This window comes from Deminuibacter soli (assembly GCF_003412455.1).
Lineage (GTDB): Bacteria > Bacteroidota > Bacteroidia > Chitinophagales > Chitinophagaceae > Deminuibacter > Deminuibacter soli.
In genome coordinates, this window is record NZ_QTJU01000001.1 from 1,307,166 (window position 1) to 1,327,194 (window position 20,029).

The 20,029-nt window shown below is 48.2% G+C and carries 19 protein-coding genes; 11 read left to right on the plus strand and 8 right to left on the minus strand.

Going from position 1 to position 20,029, the window contains the following annotated elements:
• Positions 1–72: 72 nt before the first annotated feature.
• Complete coding sequence (locus DXN05_RS05735) at positions 73–969, plus strand: glycosyltransferase (RefSeq protein WP_116846213.1); 897 nt, start codon at positions 73–75, stop codon at positions 967–969.
• Here the strand turns inward: DXN05_RS05735 and DXN05_RS05740 are convergent, their stop codons facing one another.
• The 3 genes from DXN05_RS05740 to DXN05_RS05750 form a co-directional block, all read right to left on the minus strand.
• Positions 970–1,728 (minus strand): glycosyltransferase family 2 protein, encoded by a 759-nt coding sequence (locus DXN05_RS05740; RefSeq protein WP_116846214.1) that lies wholly within the window; start codon positions 1,726–1,728, stop codon positions 970–972.
• A 71-nt stretch (positions 1,729–1,799) separates the two neighbouring features.
• A complete protein-coding gene (locus DXN05_RS05745) occupies positions 1,800–2,741 on the minus strand; it encodes a glycosyltransferase (RefSeq protein ID WP_158559139.1) in 942 nt (313 codons plus the stop codon).
• Positions 2,742–2,750: 9 nt separating this feature from the next.
• The gene (locus DXN05_RS05750) at positions 2,751–3,632 is read right to left on the minus strand and encodes a hypothetical protein (RefSeq protein ID WP_116846216.1); all 882 of its coding nucleotides are present in this window, start codon (positions 3,630–3,632) and stop codon (positions 2,751–2,753) included.
• A gap of 277 nt (positions 3,633–3,909) precedes the next feature.
• On the opposite strand from DXN05_RS05750, the gene DXN05_RS05755 reads away from it, so the two are divergent.
• A complete protein-coding gene (locus tag DXN05_RS05755) occupies positions 3,910–4,788 on the plus strand; it encodes a glycosyltransferase family protein (protein WP_116846217.1) in 879 nt (292 codons plus the stop codon).
• Here the strand turns inward: DXN05_RS05755 and DXN05_RS05760 are convergent.
• Positions 4,783–5,001 (minus strand): hypothetical protein, encoded by a 219-nt coding sequence (locus tag DXN05_RS05760; RefSeq protein WP_116846218.1) that lies wholly within the window; start codon positions 4,999–5,001, stop codon positions 4,783–4,785. The two genes, DXN05_RS05755 and DXN05_RS05760, sit on opposite strands and share 6 nt — an antisense overlap.
• Positions 5,002–5,237: 236 nt before the next feature.
• Between DXN05_RS05760 and DXN05_RS05765 the strand changes: the two genes are divergently transcribed.
• Positions 5,238–5,723: a GNAT family N-acetyltransferase gene (locus tag DXN05_RS05765; protein ID WP_116846219.1), complete on the plus strand. Its 486-nt coding sequence runs from the start codon at positions 5,238–5,240 to the stop codon at positions 5,721–5,723.
• Positions 5,724–5,780: 57 nt separating this feature from the next.
• On the opposite strand, the gene typA is transcribed toward DXN05_RS05765, so the two are convergent.
• Entirely contained in the window at positions 5,781–7,592 is a 1,812-nt protein-coding gene (typA, locus tag DXN05_RS05770) for a translational GTPase TypA (protein WP_116846220.1), read from the minus strand.
• A gap of 570 nt (positions 7,593–8,162) precedes the next feature.
• Here typA and DXN05_RS05775 point away from each other — a divergent pair.
• From DXN05_RS05775 to DXN05_RS05800, 6 genes are all read left to right on the plus strand, one after another.
• Positions 8,163–9,140 carry a diacylglycerol/lipid kinase family protein gene (locus tag DXN05_RS05775; protein ID WP_116846221.1) on the plus strand — a complete coding sequence of 326 codons (978 nt, stop codon included), beginning with the start codon at positions 8,163–8,165 and terminating at the stop codon, positions 9,138–9,140.
• Between the two features lie 101 nt (positions 9,141–9,241).
• The gene (locus DXN05_RS05780) at positions 9,242–9,976 is read left to right on the plus strand and encodes a DUF4290 domain-containing protein (protein ID WP_116846222.1); all 735 of its coding nucleotides are present in this window, start codon (positions 9,242–9,244) and stop codon (positions 9,974–9,976) included.
• Between the two features lie 302 nt (positions 9,977–10,278).
• Entirely contained in the window at positions 10,279–11,583 is a 1,305-nt protein-coding gene (gene murA, locus DXN05_RS05785) for a UDP-N-acetylglucosamine 1-carboxyvinyltransferase (RefSeq protein WP_116846415.1), read from the plus strand.
• A gap of 12 nt (positions 11,584–11,595) precedes the next feature.
• Complete coding sequence (locus DXN05_RS05790) at positions 11,596–12,171, plus strand: nitroreductase family protein (RefSeq protein WP_116846223.1); 576 nt, start codon at positions 11,596–11,598, stop codon at positions 12,169–12,171.
• A gap of 10 nt (positions 12,172–12,181) precedes the next feature.
• Positions 12,182–12,757, plus strand: coding sequence for a guanylate kinase (gene gmk / locus DXN05_RS05795; RefSeq protein ID WP_116846224.1), 576 nt, complete (start codon positions 12,182–12,184; stop codon positions 12,755–12,757).
• 41 nt (positions 12,758–12,798) lie between these two features.
• Positions 12,799–13,617 (plus strand): SDR family oxidoreductase, encoded by an 819-nt coding sequence (locus tag DXN05_RS05800; protein WP_116846225.1) that lies wholly within the window; start codon positions 12,799–12,801, stop codon positions 13,615–13,617.
• A gap of 445 nt (positions 13,618–14,062) precedes the next feature.
• On the opposite strand, the gene lysS is transcribed toward DXN05_RS05800, so the two are convergent.
• Entirely contained in the window at positions 14,063–15,610 is a 1,548-nt protein-coding gene (lysS, locus tag DXN05_RS05805) for a lysine--tRNA ligase (RefSeq protein ID WP_116846226.1), read from the minus strand.
• A 378-nt stretch (positions 15,611–15,988) separates the two neighbouring features.
• Between lysS and DXN05_RS05810 the strand changes: the two genes are divergently transcribed.
• The gene (locus DXN05_RS05810) at positions 15,989–17,761 is read left to right on the plus strand and encodes a DUF885 domain-containing protein (protein ID WP_116846227.1); all 1,773 of its coding nucleotides are present in this window, start codon (positions 15,989–15,991) and stop codon (positions 17,759–17,761) included.
• Positions 17,762–17,884: 123 nt separating this feature from the next.
• On the opposite strand, the gene DXN05_RS05815 is transcribed toward DXN05_RS05810, so the two are convergent.
• Positions 17,885–18,091, minus strand: a complete 207-nt coding sequence (locus tag DXN05_RS05815) for a helix-turn-helix domain-containing protein (protein ID WP_116846228.1) — start codon at positions 18,089–18,091, stop codon at positions 17,885–17,887.
• Between the two features lie 3 nt (positions 18,092–18,094).
• On the minus strand, positions 18,095–18,646 hold the full coding sequence (locus DXN05_RS05820; protein WP_116846229.1) for a DUF2975 domain-containing protein: 552 nt from the start codon (positions 18,644–18,646) through the stop codon (positions 18,095–18,097).
• Between the two features lie 259 nt (positions 18,647–18,905).
• Between DXN05_RS05820 and DXN05_RS05825 the strand changes: the two genes are divergently transcribed.
• The gene (locus tag DXN05_RS05825) at positions 18,906–20,015 is read left to right on the plus strand and encodes a glycosyltransferase family 4 protein (RefSeq protein ID WP_116846230.1); all 1,110 of its coding nucleotides are present in this window, start codon (positions 18,906–18,908) and stop codon (positions 20,013–20,015) included.
• Positions 20,016–20,029 lie beyond the last annotated feature (14 nt).

Sequence of the window (20,029 nt, forward strand, 5' to 3'; positions counted from 1 at the left end):
AAGACATTCGCAAGAGGGAACTTTGTACATTCGCGGGAAGCTGTTACAACAGCCTATTGTTAAATCATTTGTATGAAGATCTCCGGTTTTTCCTATGTACGCAACGGTTTGTATTACGATTATCCTTTCCAGGAAGCGATACGTTCTGTGCTGCCTGTGTGCGACGAGTTTGTGGTGGCCGTGGGTGATTCAACAGATGGCACACGCGAAGCCGTACAGGCCCTCGATCCGCAGAAAATAAAAATTGTAGATACCGTATGGGATATGTCGCTGCGCGAAGGCGGTAAAATATTTGCCCTGCAGGCCAATGCAGCGCTCGATCATATTACGGGTGACTGGGCTTTTCACATACAGGCCGATGAAGTGATTCATGAAAAAGACCTGCCTAAAATAACTGCTGCCCTTCAGCAATACGATGCAGACCCGCGTGTAGAAGGTTTTATACTGCCCTTCCTCCATTTCTGGGGAAGCTTTGATTATATCCGCAACACCCGTCGCGTACATGCACATGAAGTACGCCTGTTCCGCAACCTGCCAGGCATGCGCTCGTACCGCGATTCGCAGGGCTTCCGCAAATACAAAAGCCTGGAGCAATACAACCAGGATCAATCGCTTGGTGAAAAACTGCACGTGAAAAAAATTGATGCGCCGGTATATCATTACAACGGCGTACGCCCCGGCAAGGTAATGAGCAAACGCACACAGGCATTCACTTCGTTCTGGCAGCCCAACCAGGAGCAGAAAGAAACACAGGAGGAATTCGATTACCAGCGGGTTGACAGGTTGCAGCGTTTCACCGGCCCGCACCCGGCAGTAATGCAGCAACGCATACAGCAGCAGGACTGGAATTTTGTGTACGACCCCTCCAAAGCTGTATGGGCCAAACCGAAAGACAAATGGATACAACCCATTGAAGACATACTCGGGTTTAAGATTGGCGAGTATAAAAACTACAAACTCATTAAATAGTTAAGTGTGTTCTTTATTGGCGCTGGCTTCTTTAAGCAAAGCGTATTTCATAAAAGTGTAAAACGCATTGCCCTTGGCTATGTACCATCCTTCCACGCCGTCTAAAAAGCCCAGCCTGAACACATAACCCTGCAAAAAATTAAATAAGGGAGAGAAATACATTTTAAGCGTACCGGCTTTTTTACCTGCCGCCGCATACTTGTTTGCACTGAGTTGCGCGTACGCGAGATTCTTTTGTATAAAGCTGTAAAAGTCTTTTGCCGTGTAGTGGTGAATATACTGCTGCAACAGGGTTACCTGCATGTTCTGCAGCTCAATATCTTCATGCACGGGTGCCTGGTTCCAGCCGGTGCTGTTGCGGTTGTACAGGCGCAGTACCTGGTCGTTTTTCCATGCGCCGAAGCGTATTTTTTTCTGCCTGAAAAAGTTCTGCCGTTTTATTTTATACACCACATTGTTATCGTTGAGCGGCAGTTGTTTTATTTCCCGCGCCAGTTCCGGGCTAATGGTTTCATCTGCATCGAGCGATAATATCCAGGCGTATTTAGCTTGCGGCGCGCCCCAGTTGCGGGTGTTGCCATAACCCAGCCATGCGCTGTGTACCACCTTTGCGCCGGCAGTGGCGGCAAGGGCGGCCGTGTTATCGGTGCTGCCTGTATCAATCACCAGAACATTGTCTGTTAACTGCAGCGCGCTGTTAATGCAACGCTCAATTGCGTGCGCTTCATTTTTGGCGATAATAACAACAGAAACGGCCATGAATAAAATTATGCGGCAAATATAGGCAGTTAGTTTTTGCCCGCTATTTTGCGTGTATACTGCCGGTTGAATTAAATAGAAATACCCTTACCCCTGAAACTGGTTTTGGCGTAACGCATGGCGTTTTTTACATGCGAAACAATGGGCAGCAGCCTGCGTTTGTGGCCGAATATCACCTGCCTGTTCTTCAGCAAAAAACGGAAGAAACCGCAGTTAAATGGCGGGTGTGCCGAGCTGTTCTGCACGTCCAGGAACTGCAGCAGCTGGTGTATGTGCCGGTGTGTGCGCTCGTTCATGGCAGGTATGGTATCAAACAGGCGCAGGGTTTCATCGAGGTCCAGTTCTTTTTTCTTGGAAGCAGCACCGCTGCTAAAGAAATTATTGCTGCCGTGTATGCGGTGATGCACCAAAAAGTCGGGAACAGCAGCAATATTGCCGTAGCAGGTAGCCACAACGGCAATCCACCAATCGTACGACATGCGTTCAGGTATAGGAACAATGTGTTGTACCAGGCTTCTGCGAAACATGGCATCGTGCCCCATCATCTGGTTAAAGAACAGCAGCCTGCGGGTGTCGTTGCCGGAGAACTGGTGCTGCAGGCTTACTTTATGAAAGTCAAGCTTGCCGTTTTCGAGGCGCACCGAGCGGGAGTGCGCCAGTACGGTTTGTGCATCGTTGAAACACGGCACCAGTCGCTCCAGTTTTTCGGACAGCCATATATCATCCTGGTCGCTTAATGCAATGAGGTCGCCGGCAGCCAGCTGTATAGCGTATTCAAAGTTTTTATTGTAACCAAGGTTGTGTGCATTGCGGTGCAGTTTAACCAGCGTCGATTGCTGTTGCCACTGCTGCAGTTTTTGCCAGGTGCTGTCTGTAGAGCAATCGTCTACAATAATCAGCTCCATGTTTTGCCAGGTTTGCTGTAAAATAGATTGTACCTGCTCGTCAATGAACTTTTCGCCATTGTAGGTACACATTACCACCGATATAAAAGGGGCATTGCTTGCTTGCATAAACATTCATTAAACAGTGTACCGGTCAATGGTCCAGGCCTTGCCGCCAATATTGCTGATCAGCTTTTGCAGGGTGTTGCGGTTATTGTACAGGCGTTTGTCGGTAACAATGGCTGCAGGCAATATATCTGCCGATTTTGCCGCAAGCGCGTCAACCGTATTGCCCGTGTATTTTTCAAAAAAGCGTTGCAGCAGGTCGCGGAACTCTTTGAGGTCCCAGTAATGAAACACCTGGTCTGCCGCTTCTTTAATGGCAATGCCTTTTTGCTGAAAGGAATAACAGAAAGAGAACTGTTCAACCGTATGCCTGGGGAACAGCGGGTACAATGCATCGGTAAGTGTCAATGCAGCTTCAACCACAGGCAGGTGTTCGGCCGATAAACCAATTAACCCGGCATTGTACATATGCGTATGCAATGCATTGGGCTCGCGGAGTGCTGCAATAGCATTGGTTTCAAGAAACTGTTTCCACTTGCGCATGTGCAGGTTCTGCGGCTGGTCAATACGGCCCTCATCTGCATGAAACAATACCTGGTTGGGCTGAATGGCATTAAACAGGTGCTCGCAGGTATCAAGACAGTATGTGTCTGTATCGAGGTAAATAACTTTACCGCCGCGCTGCTGCAGGCAATGTTTGATAATTTCGATCTTAACGCGGTGAACAAACTGTATATTGCCTTTCCACGCGGTAATGCCGGCTGCTGTAATGGTTTGTATATGCAGCGGCATTTTTTCCTTAAACGCGGCAAATGCTTCCGGCTGATCGGTATATACCACTACATCGGGAATAGGCTGGTTGCCATAAGTGGCCAGTAAACGCAGCAGCGAATACCTGCACTCGTTGATAATGCCTGCCTGCCCGTATGCCTGGTATAATAAGCTTTTAGTCATGTGCGGTAAAAATACAGTACCGGTATGGAACAATGCAAAAAATTGTGGCAGCGATGGCCTGCCAAACCGTATCTGGCAGTTGTTGTTCGTGTTACGGGTATTACAGGCTGAATGCGGGCAGAATTGGCGTATCTGCTAGCGGCGTTACAATTTTTCCATTATTTTGCGGGAGAATATCCCTACCTCAAAACCACACTAAACAATTGTTAAAAAGGCCCGGGCGTTTGTAAAAGAGCCTTTTCAGTGCGTATTGCACTGTAAACCCCTAATCGACTTTATGAATCTTGCTGCAGTAGTGATATTATACCATTTTGGTGAAGATGAGCTTGCCAACATCCAATCGTATTGCGACCTGGTCGATAAACTATATATATTCGATAATACAGAAGCGGTATCCCCTTTGGCAGAAAAGCTGATGGCTTTGCCTAAAGTGCATTTCGTTCATGATTTCCAGAATGCAGGTATTGCTGTAAGACTGAACCAGGGCGCTGAAATGGCCATCCGTGACGGGTTTACGTTATTACTGACCATGGACCAGGATTCATATTTCGAAGCAACCACCTGGCGTTATTACCTGCAGGGTATTGAAAGCTACGCAAGCAAAGAACAGGTGGCCATGTTTGGTACCACATATAACGACCGTGATCATGCTGTGGTATCTACCGAAACGCCTGAGCCGGTTGATGTGCGGGATGAAGGACTGATTACTTCAGGCGCCATTTTAAACCTGGCACTCTTTAAACAGATCGGCGGTTTTGATGAAAACCTGTTTATTGATTCAGTGGATTATGACTATTGCTTGCGCGCGCATATACAGGGACTGAAGCTGGTACGTTTTCAGAATATTTTCCTGCATCATGCCATTGGCAACGAGGTGCGCAGGGCTTCCATTAAATCGTTGTTCCTGGTAAAAAAGCAGAAGTTTTTACATTCACCTTTGCGCTGCTATTACATGTACCGTAACCTGTTGTACATGGAGAAAAAGTTTGGTAAAATAGCACCGGCTTCGATGGTTACGTTACGGGAAGGTGTAATGACTTACCTGAAAAATTTCCTGTTATACGGTCGCCGTTCGCGGGCAATGTTCCGGTACCTGATTGCCGCAAGGCGCGATTTCAGGGAGAATCATATGGGGCGTATCAGGCAGGAATTATAACTGTCTTTCCCTGGCCCACCAGCGGTAACCGATAACGCCCATAATCCCGAGCGGAATCATCATCATGTACAGGATGCCGGCGTTTAAACCTTTGGCCGGCCCTTCTCCCAATTGTGAAGCGGTTTTGGTGCAAATAGAACACTGGGCCTGTGTAAGCACGGGAATCAACAGTACCAGTGCCACCAACAAAAAAATGCCTGCTCCTCTTTTCATAACAATGCCTGCTTTTTGCAAAGGTAGGAGTTTTGGGGAATCGTGAGCCGTGAGCCAAAAAGTCACCGACAGTTGGGATTATCTTAGCAAGTCCGGCGAGTGTCTCCTCACATCGCCCACGGCTGTGTCCCCGCAGCCGTATCCGCAGCATGTACTGGCTGTGAGCACACAGCCAGTGGCAGATAATTCAAACAAGCTTGTAACCCGTAGCTTGCAGTTTATTAACCAACACTACTATGAACGACTTACAGATCATCCCTTTTACAAAAAAATACGGGGCGGCGGTAGCAACGCTTATTACGCATATTCAGCAAAACGAATTTAACGTGCCTGTTACGCTGGCCGACCAGCCAGATCTGCAGGATATACCCGGCTTTTACCAGCAGGGGCGAGGCAATTTCTGGTGCGCGGTAAACAGTAAGGATGAGGTGGTAGGTACCATTGCCCTGATTGATACCGGTACAGGGGTGGGAGCCATCCGCAAAATGTTTGTGCGGGCCGATTACCGTGGTGCTGGTGTGGCCCTGCAATTATTGCAGCTGATGGAAGCGCACGCAGTGGCGGGCAAATTCACTGGCCTGTACCTGGGTACCGTACCGGTACTGCAGGCAGCCTTGCGGTTTTATGAAAAAAATGGTTATGTCCCGGTTAAGGTAACGGACTTGCCTGAGGCTTTTCCACGTATGCCGGTTGATACGCTGTTCTATTGTAAGCAACTGTAAAGCATAAAAAAAGGCAGCAGGTTAACCGGCTGCCTTTTAAGTATTGTGCAATAGCTACTATGCTTCTTCACTTTTCATAGAACGTGATACGCGTTTACGTTCTTCCTCGTCCAGTATTACTTTACGCATACGGATGTTGTTAGGCGTAACCTCGATACACTCATCCTGCTGAATGTATTCCATACATTCTTCCAGGGTTAACAGTGTTTTAGGCGCAATATTGGTGGCAGCATCACTACCGCTTGCGCGCATGTTGGTGAGCTTTTTACCTTCAATAGCGTTTACAATCAGATCGCCTGGTTTAATGTGTTCAGCAATGATCTGACCTGCGTAAACTTCTTCTCCCGGATCTACAAAGAAAGTTCCGCGATCCTGCAGTTTATCGATTGAGTAACCTGTAGTGGTACCGGTTTGTTTAGCCAGCAGCACACCGTTGTTACGGCCGGGGATAATACCTTTCCAGGGTTTGTATTCGTTAAAGCGGTGCGCCATAACAGCTTCACCGGTTGTAGCAGTGAGCATTTGTGTACGCAGGCCAATCAAACCACGTGAAGGAATTTCAAATTCCAGGTGCTGCATGTCACCTTTGGTTTCCATTACATGCATTTCACCTTTACGGCGGGTAACCAGGTCAATTACTTTACTTGCAAATTCCTGCGGCACATCTACCACCAGGTTTTCGTAAGGTTCGCTTTTTTTACCGTCGATTGATTTAACGATAACCTGTGGCTGACCCACGGTTAATTCGTAACCTTCGCGGCGCATGGTTTCTATCAGTACACCCAGGTGCAGGATACCGCGGCCATATACCAGGAAGGTATCACCGTTATCGGTATCTACCACGCGCAGGGCGAGGTTCTTTTCGGTTTCTTTCATCAGGCGGTCACGCAGGTGACGTGAGGTAACAAATTTACCGTCGCGGCCAAAGAAAGGTGAGTTGTTGATGCTGAACGTCATGTTCATGGTAGGCTCATCTACACTGATGATAGGCAGTGCTTCAGGGTTTTCGGCATCGGCAATGGTATCGCCAATGTTGAAATCTTCCAGGCCAACCACAGCACAAAGGTCACCGGCAATAACTTCGGTTACTTTTCTTTTGCCCATGCCTTCAAACACGTACAGTTCACGCACACGGTTTTTCTTGATGCTGCCATCTGCCTGAACCAGCGCAATAGGCTGACCTTCCTTGATGCTGCCGCGGGTTACTTTACCAATGGCGATACGGCCGAGGAAAGAAGAATAGTCGAGTGAAGTGATCTGCAGCTGCAGGGTACCTTCAGATACCTTGGGCGCAGGAACATATTTCAGGATACCATCCATTAAAGCGGTGATATCTTCTGTAGGTGTTAATGAATCATTGAACCAGCCGTTTTTACCGCTACCGTAGAAAGTAGGGAAGTCCAGCTGCTCTTCTGTAGCATCGAGGTTGAAGAACAGTTCAAATACCGCGTCGTGCACTTCGTCGGGGCGGCAGTTGGGTTTGTCCACCTTGTTGATTACTACAATAGGTTTCAGGTTCAGCTGCAGGGCTTTCTGCAGTACGAAACGGGTTTGAGGCATGGGGCCTTCAAACGCATCCACCAGCAGAATTACACCATCAGCCATTTTCAGTACGCGTTCTACCTCGCCACCGAAGTCGGCGTGGCCCGGAGTATCGATTACGTTGATTTTTACATCTTTGTAAGTAACAGCGGCATTCTTGCTGAAGATGGTAATGCCACGCTCACGCTCCAGGTCGTTGCTGTCCATAATCAGTTCACCGGTTTCCTGGTTATCGCGGAAAACTTTGGTAGTCTGTAATATTCTGTCTACCAGGGTTGTTTTGCCGTGGTCAACGTGCGCAATTATTGCGATGTTCCTTATATTCATACAAATTGAAATGTTGAGCGGCCTACTTTCCCGTGTTTTTGGCAAAGATCGGCCCAAAATTGGCCGCAAAGGTAAGCAAATACAATGGGGTGCCGAAATGATTTAAGCAATTACCCGGAATTTCACGTAAAATTAAAGGGCACCGTCCGAAGCGGTGCCTCACAGGTTAGCAACCCCCATAATTCAAGCCGCAAATATCGCTTAACAATGGAAATATGTAACGTTACTCCCTATAATTTCGGTAGAATGCTGTTGACTTCCTACAAAATAGGGATGCGTTGAACCTGGCGACTGGGTTGCAGCGCTAATCTTAAACATAAGCGCCCGCATTATATAACCTTCATTCCGGGTACGGCTGAGCTTAAATGCTTGTTAACAAAGCAGAAAAACTTTGCCGGATAATTACTTATTGTACCTTTGATTTACACGATTTGCTTGCGTTAACAGGATGGTAAAATCTGTTATTTAACAACATTGCCGCAGGCATAGGTGTATTATTGCTTCATTGATTTATTTTGGTCCGCGGTCATTGGCAATGTGCGCGAGCGAATGACCACTAATAACAGAAGAATGACTTACGGAACAGCGATTTCATCAAAGGCAGAAATAGTGGGTACGCAGCGTGATAAAAAGAAACCGGTAACTGGTCGTAATATCGTTTACCTGGTTAATCCAATATCCGGAACCTCTAAAAAAGATTCACTGCTGAAAGTGATAGAAAGCATCAGCCGCCAGCAAAAGCTGCAATATGAAATTATCCCTACCAATGCGAGCGGCAATTACGATTTCTTAAAAGAGAAAATATACAGCGATCATATTACCGATGTCATCATCATCGGTGGCGACGGAACGGTAAACCAGGTAATTGAAGCCCTGCACAGCCAGCCCGTTAATTTTGGTATTATCCCTTTTGGCAGCGGAAACGGCCTGGCCCTGGCAGCAGGTATTCCCCGCAAACCCAGGCAGGCGTTTGAGCTGGTGCTGGAAGGCAAAGCCAGTGCGGTAGATGCATTTAAAATTAATGGCAGGTTCTCGTGCATGCTCAGCGGGCTCGGCTTCGATGCGCAGGTGGCGCATGATTTTGCTGCAAAGGCAAGTCGCGGACTGCTTACCTACACCCAGCAAAGCCTGATGAATTATTTTAAGGCGCAGCCGTACCAGTTCGAGATTTTGCTGGATGATTTTTCATTCTTTACAGATGCGTTTTTTATCAGTATTGCCAATGGCAACCAGTTTGGCAACAATGTAACCATTGCACCCCAGGCCAGCCTGCAAGACGGGCTGCTGGATGTGGTAATAGTGCAAAAAATGAACAAGGCCAGGTTGCCCTTCGCCATTTTACGCCAGATTCGCGGCAATAACCAGCTGCAGCAACTGGTAGATGATATGTCGCAGAAAAACATCCTGTATTTTCAAACCCCGGGTTTAACCATACGCAACCCCAAACTCGCCCCCCTGCATGTGGATGGCGAACCAAGGGATACGGCGGCAGAACTGAAAATTGAGGTATTGCCCAATTGTTTCAGGCTTATTCGCCCGCAGGCATAAAAAAACTGGTGTTGTAAAATCTTTGTTACCTTTGTAACATCTCCCATTACATATTTTATTTATAAGTACATATAATGCTTGACTTCAATTCATCCGAGTCCATGGAATACAACACGGCCCGGAATTACCTCACAATGCGCGAATACGGCCGTCACATCCAGAAAATGGTGGAATACCTGCTTTCTATTGATGACCGTGAAAAGCGCCAGCAGCAAACCAAGGTGGTGATAGAGCTGATGGGCTTTCTGAACCCCCACCTGAAGAACGTGGAAGACTTCAGGCACATGCTGTGGGATCACCTTTTTTACATCAGCGATTTTAAGCTGGATGTGGATAGTCCCTATCCTATCCCCCAGAAAGAAACATACAAGGCCAAGCCCGATCCGCTGCCTTATCCTAAACGCTATCCCCGTTATTCACACCTCGGTAAAAACCTCGAGATTGTGATTGACAAAGCGCTGAAAGAAGACGACGGCGAGAAAAAAGCAGGCTTTGCACACGCCATTGCCTATTACATGAAACTGGCATACAGCAACTGGCACAAAGAGCTGGTACACGACGATGCCATTCGCAGCGAGCTGGACAATATTACCGGCGGCGAGCTGGAATTCAGCAACACCCCTTACATCAAACACCGCAACCAGATGCAGGACCGGGACGATTACCGCAGCAACAACGGTCGCCGTCACCAGAATTTCAAAGGCCGCAACAACCGCAGCAACAATGGCCGCGACAACCGTGGTGGCAACAATGGCAGCCGTGATAACCGCGGCAGCAACAACGGCGGCCGCGATAACCGCGGAGGCCAGAACAATTTCAAGAAGCGATTCAAATAAGATGTCAGCGCATCAAAAAGAGCCCCGTTTTACAGCGGGGCTCTTTTTTTGTGCAAAGCTATTGGCTCAAGCTGCAAACTTGCTTACAGTATCTGCCACTGGCTGTGTCTTCACAGCCAGTGCATGTTTGGGGATGCAGCTGTGGGGACACAGCCGCCTCCGGCGCAGTTAGATCTTCGTGCTTCAGAACGATCAAAAACTGCGCTGCGCCCTTCGCGGGTTTTCTCTTTGCGTCTTTTGCGGTAAAAAATATGAATCGCCTCAGATTTTCAAATTATTTTCGCGGCATTCAAAACAACAAAATGGCTTCATTTGAAGTAAGAGGTGGCAACCGGCTGAAAGGCACCATCGTTCCCCAGGGCGCAAAAAATGAGGCCCTGCAGATTATTTCGGCGGTATTGCTGACTGCCGAACCGGTTACCATTTCCAATATCCCCGATATCCTGGATGTGAACCTGCTGATAGAGCTGATGTACGATATTGGTGTAAAAGTAAACCGTGTAACACGCGACACCTGCATTTTCCAGGCCGACGATGTAAACGTAGATTACCTGGCTACCGATGCCTTCCATAAAAAAGGCGCCAAACTGCGTGGCAGTGTAATGATGGCCGGCCCTATGCTGGCCAGGTTTAAAAAAGCCTATATCCCCAAACCGGGTGGTGATAAAATAGGTCGCCGCCCCCTGGATACGCACATTATCGGTTTTGAAAAACTCGGCGCAAGGTTCGATTACGACGATGCGCAGGGGTATTTCCAGTTAAGCTCACCCAGGTTGCAGGGCACGTATATGCTGCTGGATGAACCTTCTGTTACCGGCACCGCCAATATTGTAATGGCAGCAGTAATGGCAGAAGGTATTACCACCATATACAACGCGGCCTGTGAGCCCTATATACAGCAGTTGTGTAAAATGCTCAACCGCATGGGTGCTAAAATCAGCGGTGTTGGCAGCAACCTGCTTACCATTGAAGGCGTAACCAAACTGGGCGGTACCGAACACCGCATGCTGCCGGATATGATTGAAGTGGGCAGCTTTATTGGCCTTGCAGCCATGACGCAGAGTGAAATACTCATCCAGGGCGCAGGCGTTGAACACCTCGGCGTAATTCCCAATAAATTCAGGCAGCTGGGTATTCAGCTCGAAATAAGAGGCGACGATATTTACATTCCTGCACAGGAAAAATATGAAGTGGCTACTTTTCTCGATGGCTCGGTACTCACCATTTACGATCATCCCTGGCCCGGTTTTACGCCAGACCTTATCAGCATTATGCTGGTGGTGGCCACGCAGGCAGAGGGCAGCGTGCTGATTCACCAGAAGATGTTTGAAAGCCGCCTGTTCTTTGTAGACAAGCTGCTGGATATGCGCGCGCAGATTATTCTCTGCGATCCGCACCGCGCCACCGTAATTGGTCTTGGCCGCAAACACCCGCTGCGGGGTATTACCATGAGCAGCCCGGATATACGCGCAGGTCAGGCCCTGCTGATTGCCGCGCTGAGTGCAGAAGGCAAAAGCGTGATTCAGAACATCGAACAAATTGACCGCGGCTACCAGTACATAGACGAACGTTTACGCAAACTGGGCGCCGACATAAAAAGGGTATAACAACAAACAAGTATGAAACAACTGGAAGATATCATCCGTGACAGGCGCAGTGTTAGCCCTGGAAAACTGAATGGCAAAAAAATAGCCAACGAAACCATACAACAGCTGCTGCAGCTGGCCGACTGGGCGCCTACACATGGCCGCACCGAGCCCTGGCGCTTTGTAGTATATGCAGGCGGGGCAGCACAGCGTTTTTGCAACGATCACGCAGAACTGTACAAAGCCAACACACCTGAAGAAAAATATTTGCAGGCTACGTACGATAAATTCCTGCACATGGGCGACAATGCATCGCATATTATTGCCGTGTACAGCAAAAGAGGTGAAAACCCCAACATCCCCGTACTGGAAGAAATTGCAGCTACCGCATGCGCTGTGCAGAATATACTGCTGGGCGCAGAAGAACAGGGTATTGCCGTATTGTGGAGCACCGGCGGTATGACGCTGAAACCAGCCATGAAACAGTATTTCCAGCTGCGTGAAGAAGACACCATGATGGGCTTGCTGTACATGGGTTACAGCGACAATGTAGACAAAACAGGCAAACGCGCCGTTCCGCTCGAAGAAAAAGTGCAGTGGCACCAATAAAAACAAGCTTATGTCAGCAGCAAAAGGAAAAATCATCATCATCACCGCTCCATCCGGTGCCGGTAAAACTTCTATCACGCGTTACCTGTTGCATAAATACCCGCAACTGGCATTTTCCATTTCTGCGGCTACCAGGCAGGCACGTGGTACAGAGAAAAATGGTGTGGATTATTACTTCATGAGCGAACAGGAGTTTCAGCAGAAGATACAGGAAAATGCTTTTGTAGAATGGGAAATGGTGTACGAAGGCAAATACTACGGCACGCTGAAAAGCGAGCTGGAACGCATCTGGAGCGAGAACAAAGTGCCGATGCTGGATATTGATGTAAAAGGTGCTATTCACGTGCAGCAGCAGTATCCCAGCCAGTCATTATCGGTATTTATTGAACCGCCTTCTGTAGATGAGCTGCGCAAGCGCCTGCAAAGCCGCGGCACCGAAACAGAAGAAAGCTTGCAGACAAGGGTAAACAAGGCAGCGTATGAAATCTCTTTCAAGCATCATTTCAATAGTGAAATTATCAATGATGATTTGCACAGGGCCTGCCAGGAAACCGAGAACGTGATTAAAAAATTCCTGGGCTGGTAAAACGCTTTGCTGTAAATTGAAGTGAACCATACGCTTGTTATATGTCATTTCAGCAACAAACCGTTTTTATTACAGGCGCCAGCAGGGGCATTGGTAAAGCCATTGCACTAAAACTGGCAGCAGCAGGAGCCAATATAGTTATTGCCGCCAAAAGCGTGGAAGAAGACCCGCGCCTTGGCGGCACTATTTTTTCAGCAGCAGCAGAAGTAGAAGCAGCAGGCGGAAAGGCGCTCGCCGTGCAAACCGATATACGTGACGAAGAACAGATTGCCGCTGCCGTGCAAAAAGCAGCAGACCGCTTTGGCGGTATCGATATTGTGATCAACAATGCCAGCGCCATTCAGCTTACCGGCACACCCCAAACCACCCTCAAGCGATTTAACCTAATGTACGACATCAATGTGCGCGGTACCTTCCTGGTGGTGCAGCATTGCCTGCCGTATTTGCTGAAGGGGCATAACCCGCATATTCTTACCTTATCACCTCCCATCAGCCTGCAGCAAAAATGGTTGTCGCCCCATGTGGCTTATACTATGAGCAAATTCAACATGAGTATGCTAACACTTGGCTGGGCAGGTGAATTTAAAGAAGCGGGTATTGCCGCCAATGCCCTGTGGCCGCGAACCACCATTGCCACTGCCGCAGTGAAAAACCTGCTGGGCGGCGATGCACTCATTAAAATGAGCCGTACGCCCGATATTATTGCAGATGCCGCTTACTTTATTCTCAGCAAAACCAACCTCGCTTACACAGGCCGTACGTTTATAGATGAAGAAGTACTGGCTGCCGAAGGCATTACCGACCTTGCGAAGTATGCCGTAGAACCGGGTGGGCAACTGTATCCTGATTTATTTATCTAATGATAGTACATAAAAAAGCAGGCTCAAATGAGCCTGCATACAAATACATGGGGGTTCAGCTATATCTTATCAGCTGTTCACACTGTGAAACAGTTTGTGTAATCGGGAAGTACTAATACAGGAAATAAAACAACGGCAGAAACACCGGTAAAATGCGCGTAGCGAGGGCCGCGTTTTAGCATAGATCAGTAATTAAAAATTAAGATAATACTAACAATCCGCATTTGCAATAGGTTAAAGAAAAAATCATGGGAAGTTGGTATTGGCGTGAATCGTCAGCCGTCAGTCGTGAGTGACCTGAGCGAGTATTAAACCTATCGCCGGAGGTGATTTAGGGCAAACAGGCTCGCAGCCTGAAGCTCGTGGCTGTTCTCCTGTCGTGATAAAAAAATGCCCCGGTAGCAATAAAGCTGCCGGGGCATTTGTATCGGTTAAACTGAAGCAGTTATTCTTCCGTTTTTGTTGTTTGTGGTTCGTTGGTTTTCTCGGGGCGCATTTGCGGGAACAGCAGTACGTCCTGGATGGAAGGCTGGTTGGTTAACAGCATTACCAAACGGTCGATACCGATACCGATGCCCGATGTTGGCGGCATGCCGTATTCCAGTGCACGCAAAAAGTCGTAGTCGATGTACATGGCTTCGTCATCACCGCGTTCCATCAGTTTTACCTGGTCTTCGAAGCGTTCGCGCTGGTCAATGGGATCGTTCAGCTCGGTATAGGCATTGGCCAGTTCCTTGCCGTTAATCATCAGCTCAAAACGTTCTACCAGTCCGGGTTTGCTGCGATGTTTTTTGGTGAGCGGGCTCATTTCAACCGGGTAATCGATAATGAAAGTCGGTTGTATGTAAGTGTGCTCGCTGGTATTGCCAAACAGTTCATCAATCAGTTTGCCTTTGCCCATGCTCGGCGTTACGCCAATATGCAGCTGTTTGCAGGTAGCACGCAGCTGGTCTTCATCCATGGCGCTTACGTCAATGCCGGTATTTTCTTTAATGGCATCGTGTATGGATATGCGCTTGAACGGCGCTTTAAAGCTGATAATTTTATCACCAACAGGCACATCGGTAGTACCATGTACCGCAATAGCCAGGCGCTCGAACAGCTGCTCGGTTACTTCCATCATCCACAGGTAATCTTTGTATGCAGTATACCATTCCAGCACGGTAAACTCGGGGTTGTGCGTTCTGTCCATACCCTCGTTACGGAAATTGCGGCTGAACTCGTATACCCAGTCAAACCCTGCAACAATCAGTCTTTTCAGGTACAATTCATTGGCAATACGCAGGTACAGCGGAATGTCCAGCGCATTGTGGTGTGTGGTAAACGGACGTGCAGCGGCACCGCCGGGGATAGACTGCAATACGGGCGTATCTACTTCCAGGGCACCCTGTTGGTTCAGGAAGTCGCGGATGGTATTGATGATACGGGTACGTTTTACAAACGTGTCACGTACTTCGGGATTCACAATCAGGTCTGCATAACGCTGGCGGTAGCGGAATTCAGGATCGGTTACTGCATCAAACACATTGCCTTCTGCATCCCTTTTCACCACCGGTAATGGCTTCAGTGATTTGGTAAGCAGGGTAAATGTTTGCGCATGAACCGAGGTTTCGCCGGTGCGGGTAATAAATACAAAACCGCTCACGCCAATGATGTCACCCAGGTCCAGGTGTTTCACCACTTTGTCAAATAAGGTCTTGTCTTCACCAGGGCAGATATCGTCTTTCTTCACATACAGCTGAATCTGTCCCTTACTGTCCTGTATTTTGATAAAGAACACCTTGCCCTTATCGTTGATGGTCATAACACGACCTGCAACGGTAACGCTGGCAAACTGATCTTTGTTTTCTTCTGTAAACTGCGCCTTGATATCGCCGGAGTAGTGGCTCACGGGGAACAAGGGTGCCGGGTACGCATCGATACCCAGTTGCGTAAGCTCCTGGAGTTTTTCCCTGCGTATTATTTCCTGCTCAGACAAATGCTGGTAACTCATATTCCTGTTTTAAAGGACTGCAAAAGTAGCTGATGCAGGGCGAAGTTGTATGTTTTACGCCAAGAAAGTAATGTGTTTGCGGTTATCAACCTGTTTTGGATCAAGCATTTTGACTTCTTTATCCCTCAAACCGGTTGGGAGGGTTCAAGGGGTTTCAAAGTTCAAGCGTTCAATGAAGCGGTTGGTTTCCAAGCAAAAATGTCGGTTAAATTGAACTTTTGAACAATTTGAACATTTGAACCGCTCTTGTACCATAACCAACGTTAAACCTGAAACTTTAAACATTGAAACGCATCTCCCCACCTGCTCCGCAGGAGTTGTAAGACCCAACATTAATCCCGCCTTTTTTCTATCTTCCGGCAAAATTGAACGTACAGCATGAAAAAATTACTGATGGTATTACTGGCCGGGGCCGCAGCGGCTGGCTGCCATACGGGTACCAATACTGCCAAAACACCCAATACTGCATTGGCAAACCTGTTTAACAGCTACTATGAAGATCGCATGCAGCTGTTTCCGCTGGAAGCCACTTTCAACGGCGACAACCGTTACAACGACCAGCTGCCGGTTGATTTTACCGACAGCTACCGCGCTAAACTCAAAACCTTTTTTCAACGTTACCAGGATTCTATCGGCCAGTACAAACGTGACGAGCTGAGTGAGAACGACCAGGTTAGCTACGATATTTTCACCTATGAAATGAAAACCAGCCTGGACGGGCTGCAGTTTCACGACAACTACATGCCTGCCAACCAGTTCTGGGGTCTTACGCTCACACTGGGCCAGCTGGGCAGCGGCGAAGGCGCACAGCCTTTTAAAACCGTGCAGGATTATGATATGTGGCTGAAGCGTGCCGCAGGTTTCAGTGCCTGGACTGACAGTGCTATTGCGTATTTCGGCAAAGGTATTGCCGACAGCACGGTACTGCCCCGTACACTGGTGGTAAAAGTGATTCCGCAAATGGATGCCATGGTTACACCGGATGCCACCAAAAGTATTTTTTACGGTCCCATTGCAAAAATGCCCGCTACATTCAGTGATGCAGATAAAAAACGCCTGACCGATGCCTATGTGCAGCTGATTAAAACACAGTTAGTGCCCGCCTATCTTAAGCTAGGCACTTACCTTAAAACACAATACCTGCCACATGCGCGCAGCACCAGCGGCATCAGCGCCATACCCAATGGCGACAAATACTACGCTTACCTGGCGCATTACTGGACAACCACCAATAAACAACCGGAAGACATTTACAATACCGGTTTAAGCGAAGTAAAACGCATCCGTGGATTGATGGACAGCGTAAAAACGGCCGTACATTTCAACGGCAGCCTGGATTCGTTTTTCCAGTACATGAAAACAAACCCGCTGTTTACCCCATACAAAACACCGAAAGAAGTGCTGGATGCCTTTCATTCCATTCACGCACGCATGACGCCCAACCTGGCAAAGATGTTTGGCCGCACACCCAAAACACCGTTTGAAATACGGCAGACAGAAGCCTTCCGCGCGGCCAGTGCCAGCGCAGAATACAACCAGGGCTCGCCTGACGGTACAAGACCAGGCATTTTCTATGTGCCGATTGTAGACGCCACCAAATTCAATACCACCAGCGGCATGGAAAGCCTGTTTTTGCACGAAGCCATACCGGGGCATCATTACCAGATAAGTCTTACCCAGGAAAACAACGACCTGCCTAAATTCAGGCGCTTCCTTGGCTACGGTGCTTACCAGGAAGGCTGGGCTTTGTATTGCGAAAGCCTGGGCAAAGAGCTGGGATTATATACCGACCCCTACCAGTACATGGGCGCACTGGGCGATGAAATGCACCGTGCCGTTCGCCTGGTAGTAGATGTGGCAATACACACCAAGGGTATGACACGCGAAGAAGCCATTAAATACATGATGGAAAACGAGCCGATCAGTGAAGACGGCGCTACTGCCGAAATTGAGCGTTATATGGCCATCCCCGGCCAGGCGCTGAGCTATAAAATCGGTGCACTGAAAATACGCGAGCTGCGCAATAAATACGAGCAGCAGCTGGGCGCCAAATTCAAGCTGTCAGCCTTTCACGATGAATTCCTGAAAGACGGCGCCATGCCACTCGACGTGATCGAGAAAAAAATGGACGCCTGGGCTGCGAAGCAGTAGAAATGTTCAAAAAGTTTAAGAGTTCAAAGGTTCAATTGGGGTATAGGTGCACGGATAATTGAACATCAGAACGCCGGAACCTCTTGAACAAGAAGACTAAAGGCGCGCCCGCAGGGCGCGCCTTTAGTCTTCTTTGTACTCCAGTATATCTGCAGGCTGGCAATCCAGCACTTTACAAATGGCTTCAAGGGTGCTGAAGCGTATTGCTTTTGCCTTACCTGTTTTGAGAATAGAAAGGTTGGATAGGGTTAGACCTACCTTTTCAGACAATTCATTCAGCGACATTTTCCGCTTGGCCATCATTACATCAAGGTTTACAATAATCGGCATGGCTTATACAGTTAATTCGTTTTCTGATTGAATTTCAATTCCTCTTTTAAAAATCTGCGCGATGATAAATAGCACAACCGCCATAAACAGCCATACATCGGCCCCGCCCAGGCGCAGGTATTGTGTATCGGGCATTTTAATGCCTTTTCCCACCAGCCATTCGGTATACTTAACGCCATACCAGCAAAACAAGCCGATAACCAGCGTGATATAAGACGAAAGGAAAAGAAATCGCCGCACCTTATCGCTGAAAGGCAGGGCCATATCCAGGTCTTTCTTGTACAGCATTTTTACGATCAGGAAAAACAACCAGGCCTTCATCACCGCAACAATGCTCAATAGCAGGGTTACTACAAAAAAATACCCGTGATCGTGCTGGAAAAGCGCCGATAAGTCAACCTGCTGCCAGAGATGCGTAACAATACCCGGGTTGGCAATGGCAAAAATGGCGTTCGCAATAAAACCGCCGGCTTCTATACACAGACCTGTAAATAAGAGCCATGAAAGAACAAGCAGTACGTTCAGCGTTTGCCTGATAGTGATTTTAATTTCCATGATGACTGTTTTGGTATGAGGCAAAAGTAATGAATATTTATTGATAAACAATAAAAATAGATCAAAATTTGATAAATAACCCGCTTACTGCATCATACATGCCATAATTTGCTGAACAATAAATATTTAATTAAAGTATTCACTCCCCAGCGTCACCTGCATTGTTTTTGAATAATTAAATCATTGAACAATTGACACTTCATCAATTAAACAATCAAACCATTTATTACAATCTGACCATCTTCCCGATCTTTGCGAAATGCGCATTGTTATCAAAACCAATCCATCGTTTACGGTTCCGCAAACGGCAGCGGGTATTTATGTTCATGAGCTGGTTTCACGCTGGATTCTGCAGGATAGTGTGAGTGAATTTACCTGCATCACCGACGGCGACCCGGTTGCCGGTAACGGACTTTGTTCGCGTACCCTGGCTGTAACACCGGCCATTAAGGGCGAAATATCTGCGCGTTTCTGGTACGACGTGAAACTGCCGGGTGTGCTGAAAAAGGAAAAAACCGGTTTGTTTATCGGTGCAGAAAGTTATGGCAGTTTAACGGCAGGCACCCGCCAGCTATTGCTGGTACCACACCTGGCTTTTCTGCAGCAGCGCAAAATGTTTTTGCCACACGAAAAAATTGCCTGGCTGGGTAAAATGGTGCGCAAGGCTACGCATGTAGTGGTGCCGTCTGCCTTTGCCAAGGCGCAGCTGGAAAAACACACGCAGCTGCCTGCCGACAAAATAACGGTGCTACACGCAGCCGCAGGCCCGCACTATGAGCCGGTAAGCTGGGCGCAGCGCGAGCAAACCAAGGTAACCTATGCCGGTGCCTGCGAATACTTTTTATGCTATGGCACCCTGTATCAATACCGCAACATCGGTTTACTGCTGAAAGCCTTTTCTGTGTTTAAAAAATGGCAGAAAAGCAACATGAAACTGGTGATTGTGGGCGATACCCCGGGTAAGTATGCGGCAGAGCTGGACATGCTGGATACCTATAAATACCGCAGTGATGTAGAAATGCTCGATCCGCAAAACACGCAAACCATGGCGCAGCTGGTGGCAGGCGCTTATGCTGTAGTGCACCCCTCTTCATATGAAGATATTGGCATGCAGGCGCTGGAAGCCATGGCCAGCGGGGTTCCGGTGATTGCTGCCGACGCAGGTGCCATACCCGAGCTGTGCGGCGATGCGGCGCTATATGCACCCGCAGGTGATGTTGAGGCGCTGGGCCAGCAAATGATTAAGGTATATAAAGACGAATCGCTGCGGGAGCAGGCCATTGAAAAGGGAAAACAACGCGCCACCCAATACAGCTGGAATAACCAGGCCGCCCAACTGGCTGCCCTTGCAGCCCGATTACACGGTTAAATTGCGATATTGTA

What these genes read in the sequence shown, in the direction of transcription:
- lysS (WP_116846226.1), bottom strand. Translation starts at nt 15,610, where the DNA reads ATGAGTTACCAGCATTTGTCTGAGCAGGAAATAATACGCAGGGAAAAA.
- DXN05_RS05740 (WP_116846214.1), bottom strand. Translation starts at nt 1,728, where the DNA reads ATGGCCGTTTCTGTTGTTATTATCGCCAAAAATGAAGCGCACGCAATT.
- DXN05_RS05745 (WP_158559139.1), bottom strand. Translation starts at nt 2,741, where the DNA reads ATGCAAGCAAGCAATGCCCCTTTTATATCGGTGGTAATGTGTACCTAC.
- gmk (WP_116846224.1), top strand. Translation starts at nt 12,182, where the DNA reads ATGTCAGCAGCAAAAGGAAAAATCATCATCATCACCGCTCCATCCGGT.
- DXN05_RS05790 (WP_116846223.1), top strand. Translation starts at nt 11,596, where the DNA reads ATGAAACAACTGGAAGATATCATCCGTGACAGGCGCAGTGTTAGCCCT.
- DXN05_RS05825 (WP_116846230.1), top strand. Translation starts at nt 18,906, where the DNA reads ATGCGCATTGTTATCAAAACCAATCCATCGTTTACGGTTCCGCAAACG.
- typA (WP_116846220.1), bottom strand. Translation starts at nt 7,592, where the DNA reads ATGAATATAAGGAACATCGCAATAATTGCGCACGTTGACCACGGCAAA.
- DXN05_RS05780 (WP_116846222.1), top strand. Translation starts at nt 9,242, where the DNA reads ATGGAATACAACACGGCCCGGAATTACCTCACAATGCGCGAATACGGC.
- DXN05_RS05760 (WP_116846218.1), bottom strand. Translation starts at nt 5,001, where the DNA reads ATGAAAAGAGGAGCAGGCATTTTTTTGTTGGTGGCACTGGTACTGTTG.
- DXN05_RS05815 (WP_116846228.1), bottom strand. Translation starts at nt 18,091, where the DNA reads ATGCCGATTATTGTAAACCTTGATGTAATGATGGCCAAGCGGAAAATG.
- DXN05_RS05755 (WP_116846217.1), top strand. Translation starts at nt 3,910, where the DNA reads ATGAATCTTGCTGCAGTAGTGATATTATACCATTTTGGTGAAGATGAG.
- DXN05_RS05750 (WP_116846216.1), bottom strand. Translation starts at nt 3,632, where the DNA reads ATGACTAAAAGCTTATTATACCAGGCATACGGGCAGGCAGGCATTATC.
- DXN05_RS05810 (WP_116846227.1), top strand. Translation starts at nt 15,989, where the DNA reads ATGAAAAAATTACTGATGGTATTACTGGCCGGGGCCGCAGCGGCTGGC.
- murA (WP_116846415.1), top strand. Translation starts at nt 10,279, where the DNA reads ATGGCTTCATTTGAAGTAAGAGGTGGCAACCGGCTGAAAGGCACCATC.
- DXN05_RS05735 (WP_116846213.1), top strand. Translation starts at nt 73, where the DNA reads ATGAAGATCTCCGGTTTTTCCTATGTACGCAACGGTTTGTATTACGAT.
- DXN05_RS05800 (WP_116846225.1), top strand. Translation starts at nt 12,799, where the DNA reads ATGTCATTTCAGCAACAAACCGTTTTTATTACAGGCGCCAGCAGGGGC.
- DXN05_RS05820 (WP_116846229.1), bottom strand. Translation starts at nt 18,646, where the DNA reads ATGGAAATTAAAATCACTATCAGGCAAACGCTGAACGTACTGCTTGTT.
- DXN05_RS05765 (WP_116846219.1), top strand. Translation starts at nt 5,238, where the DNA reads ATGAACGACTTACAGATCATCCCTTTTACAAAAAAATACGGGGCGGCG.
- DXN05_RS05775 (WP_116846221.1), top strand. Translation starts at nt 8,163, where the DNA reads ATGACTTACGGAACAGCGATTTCATCAAAGGCAGAAATAGTGGGTACG.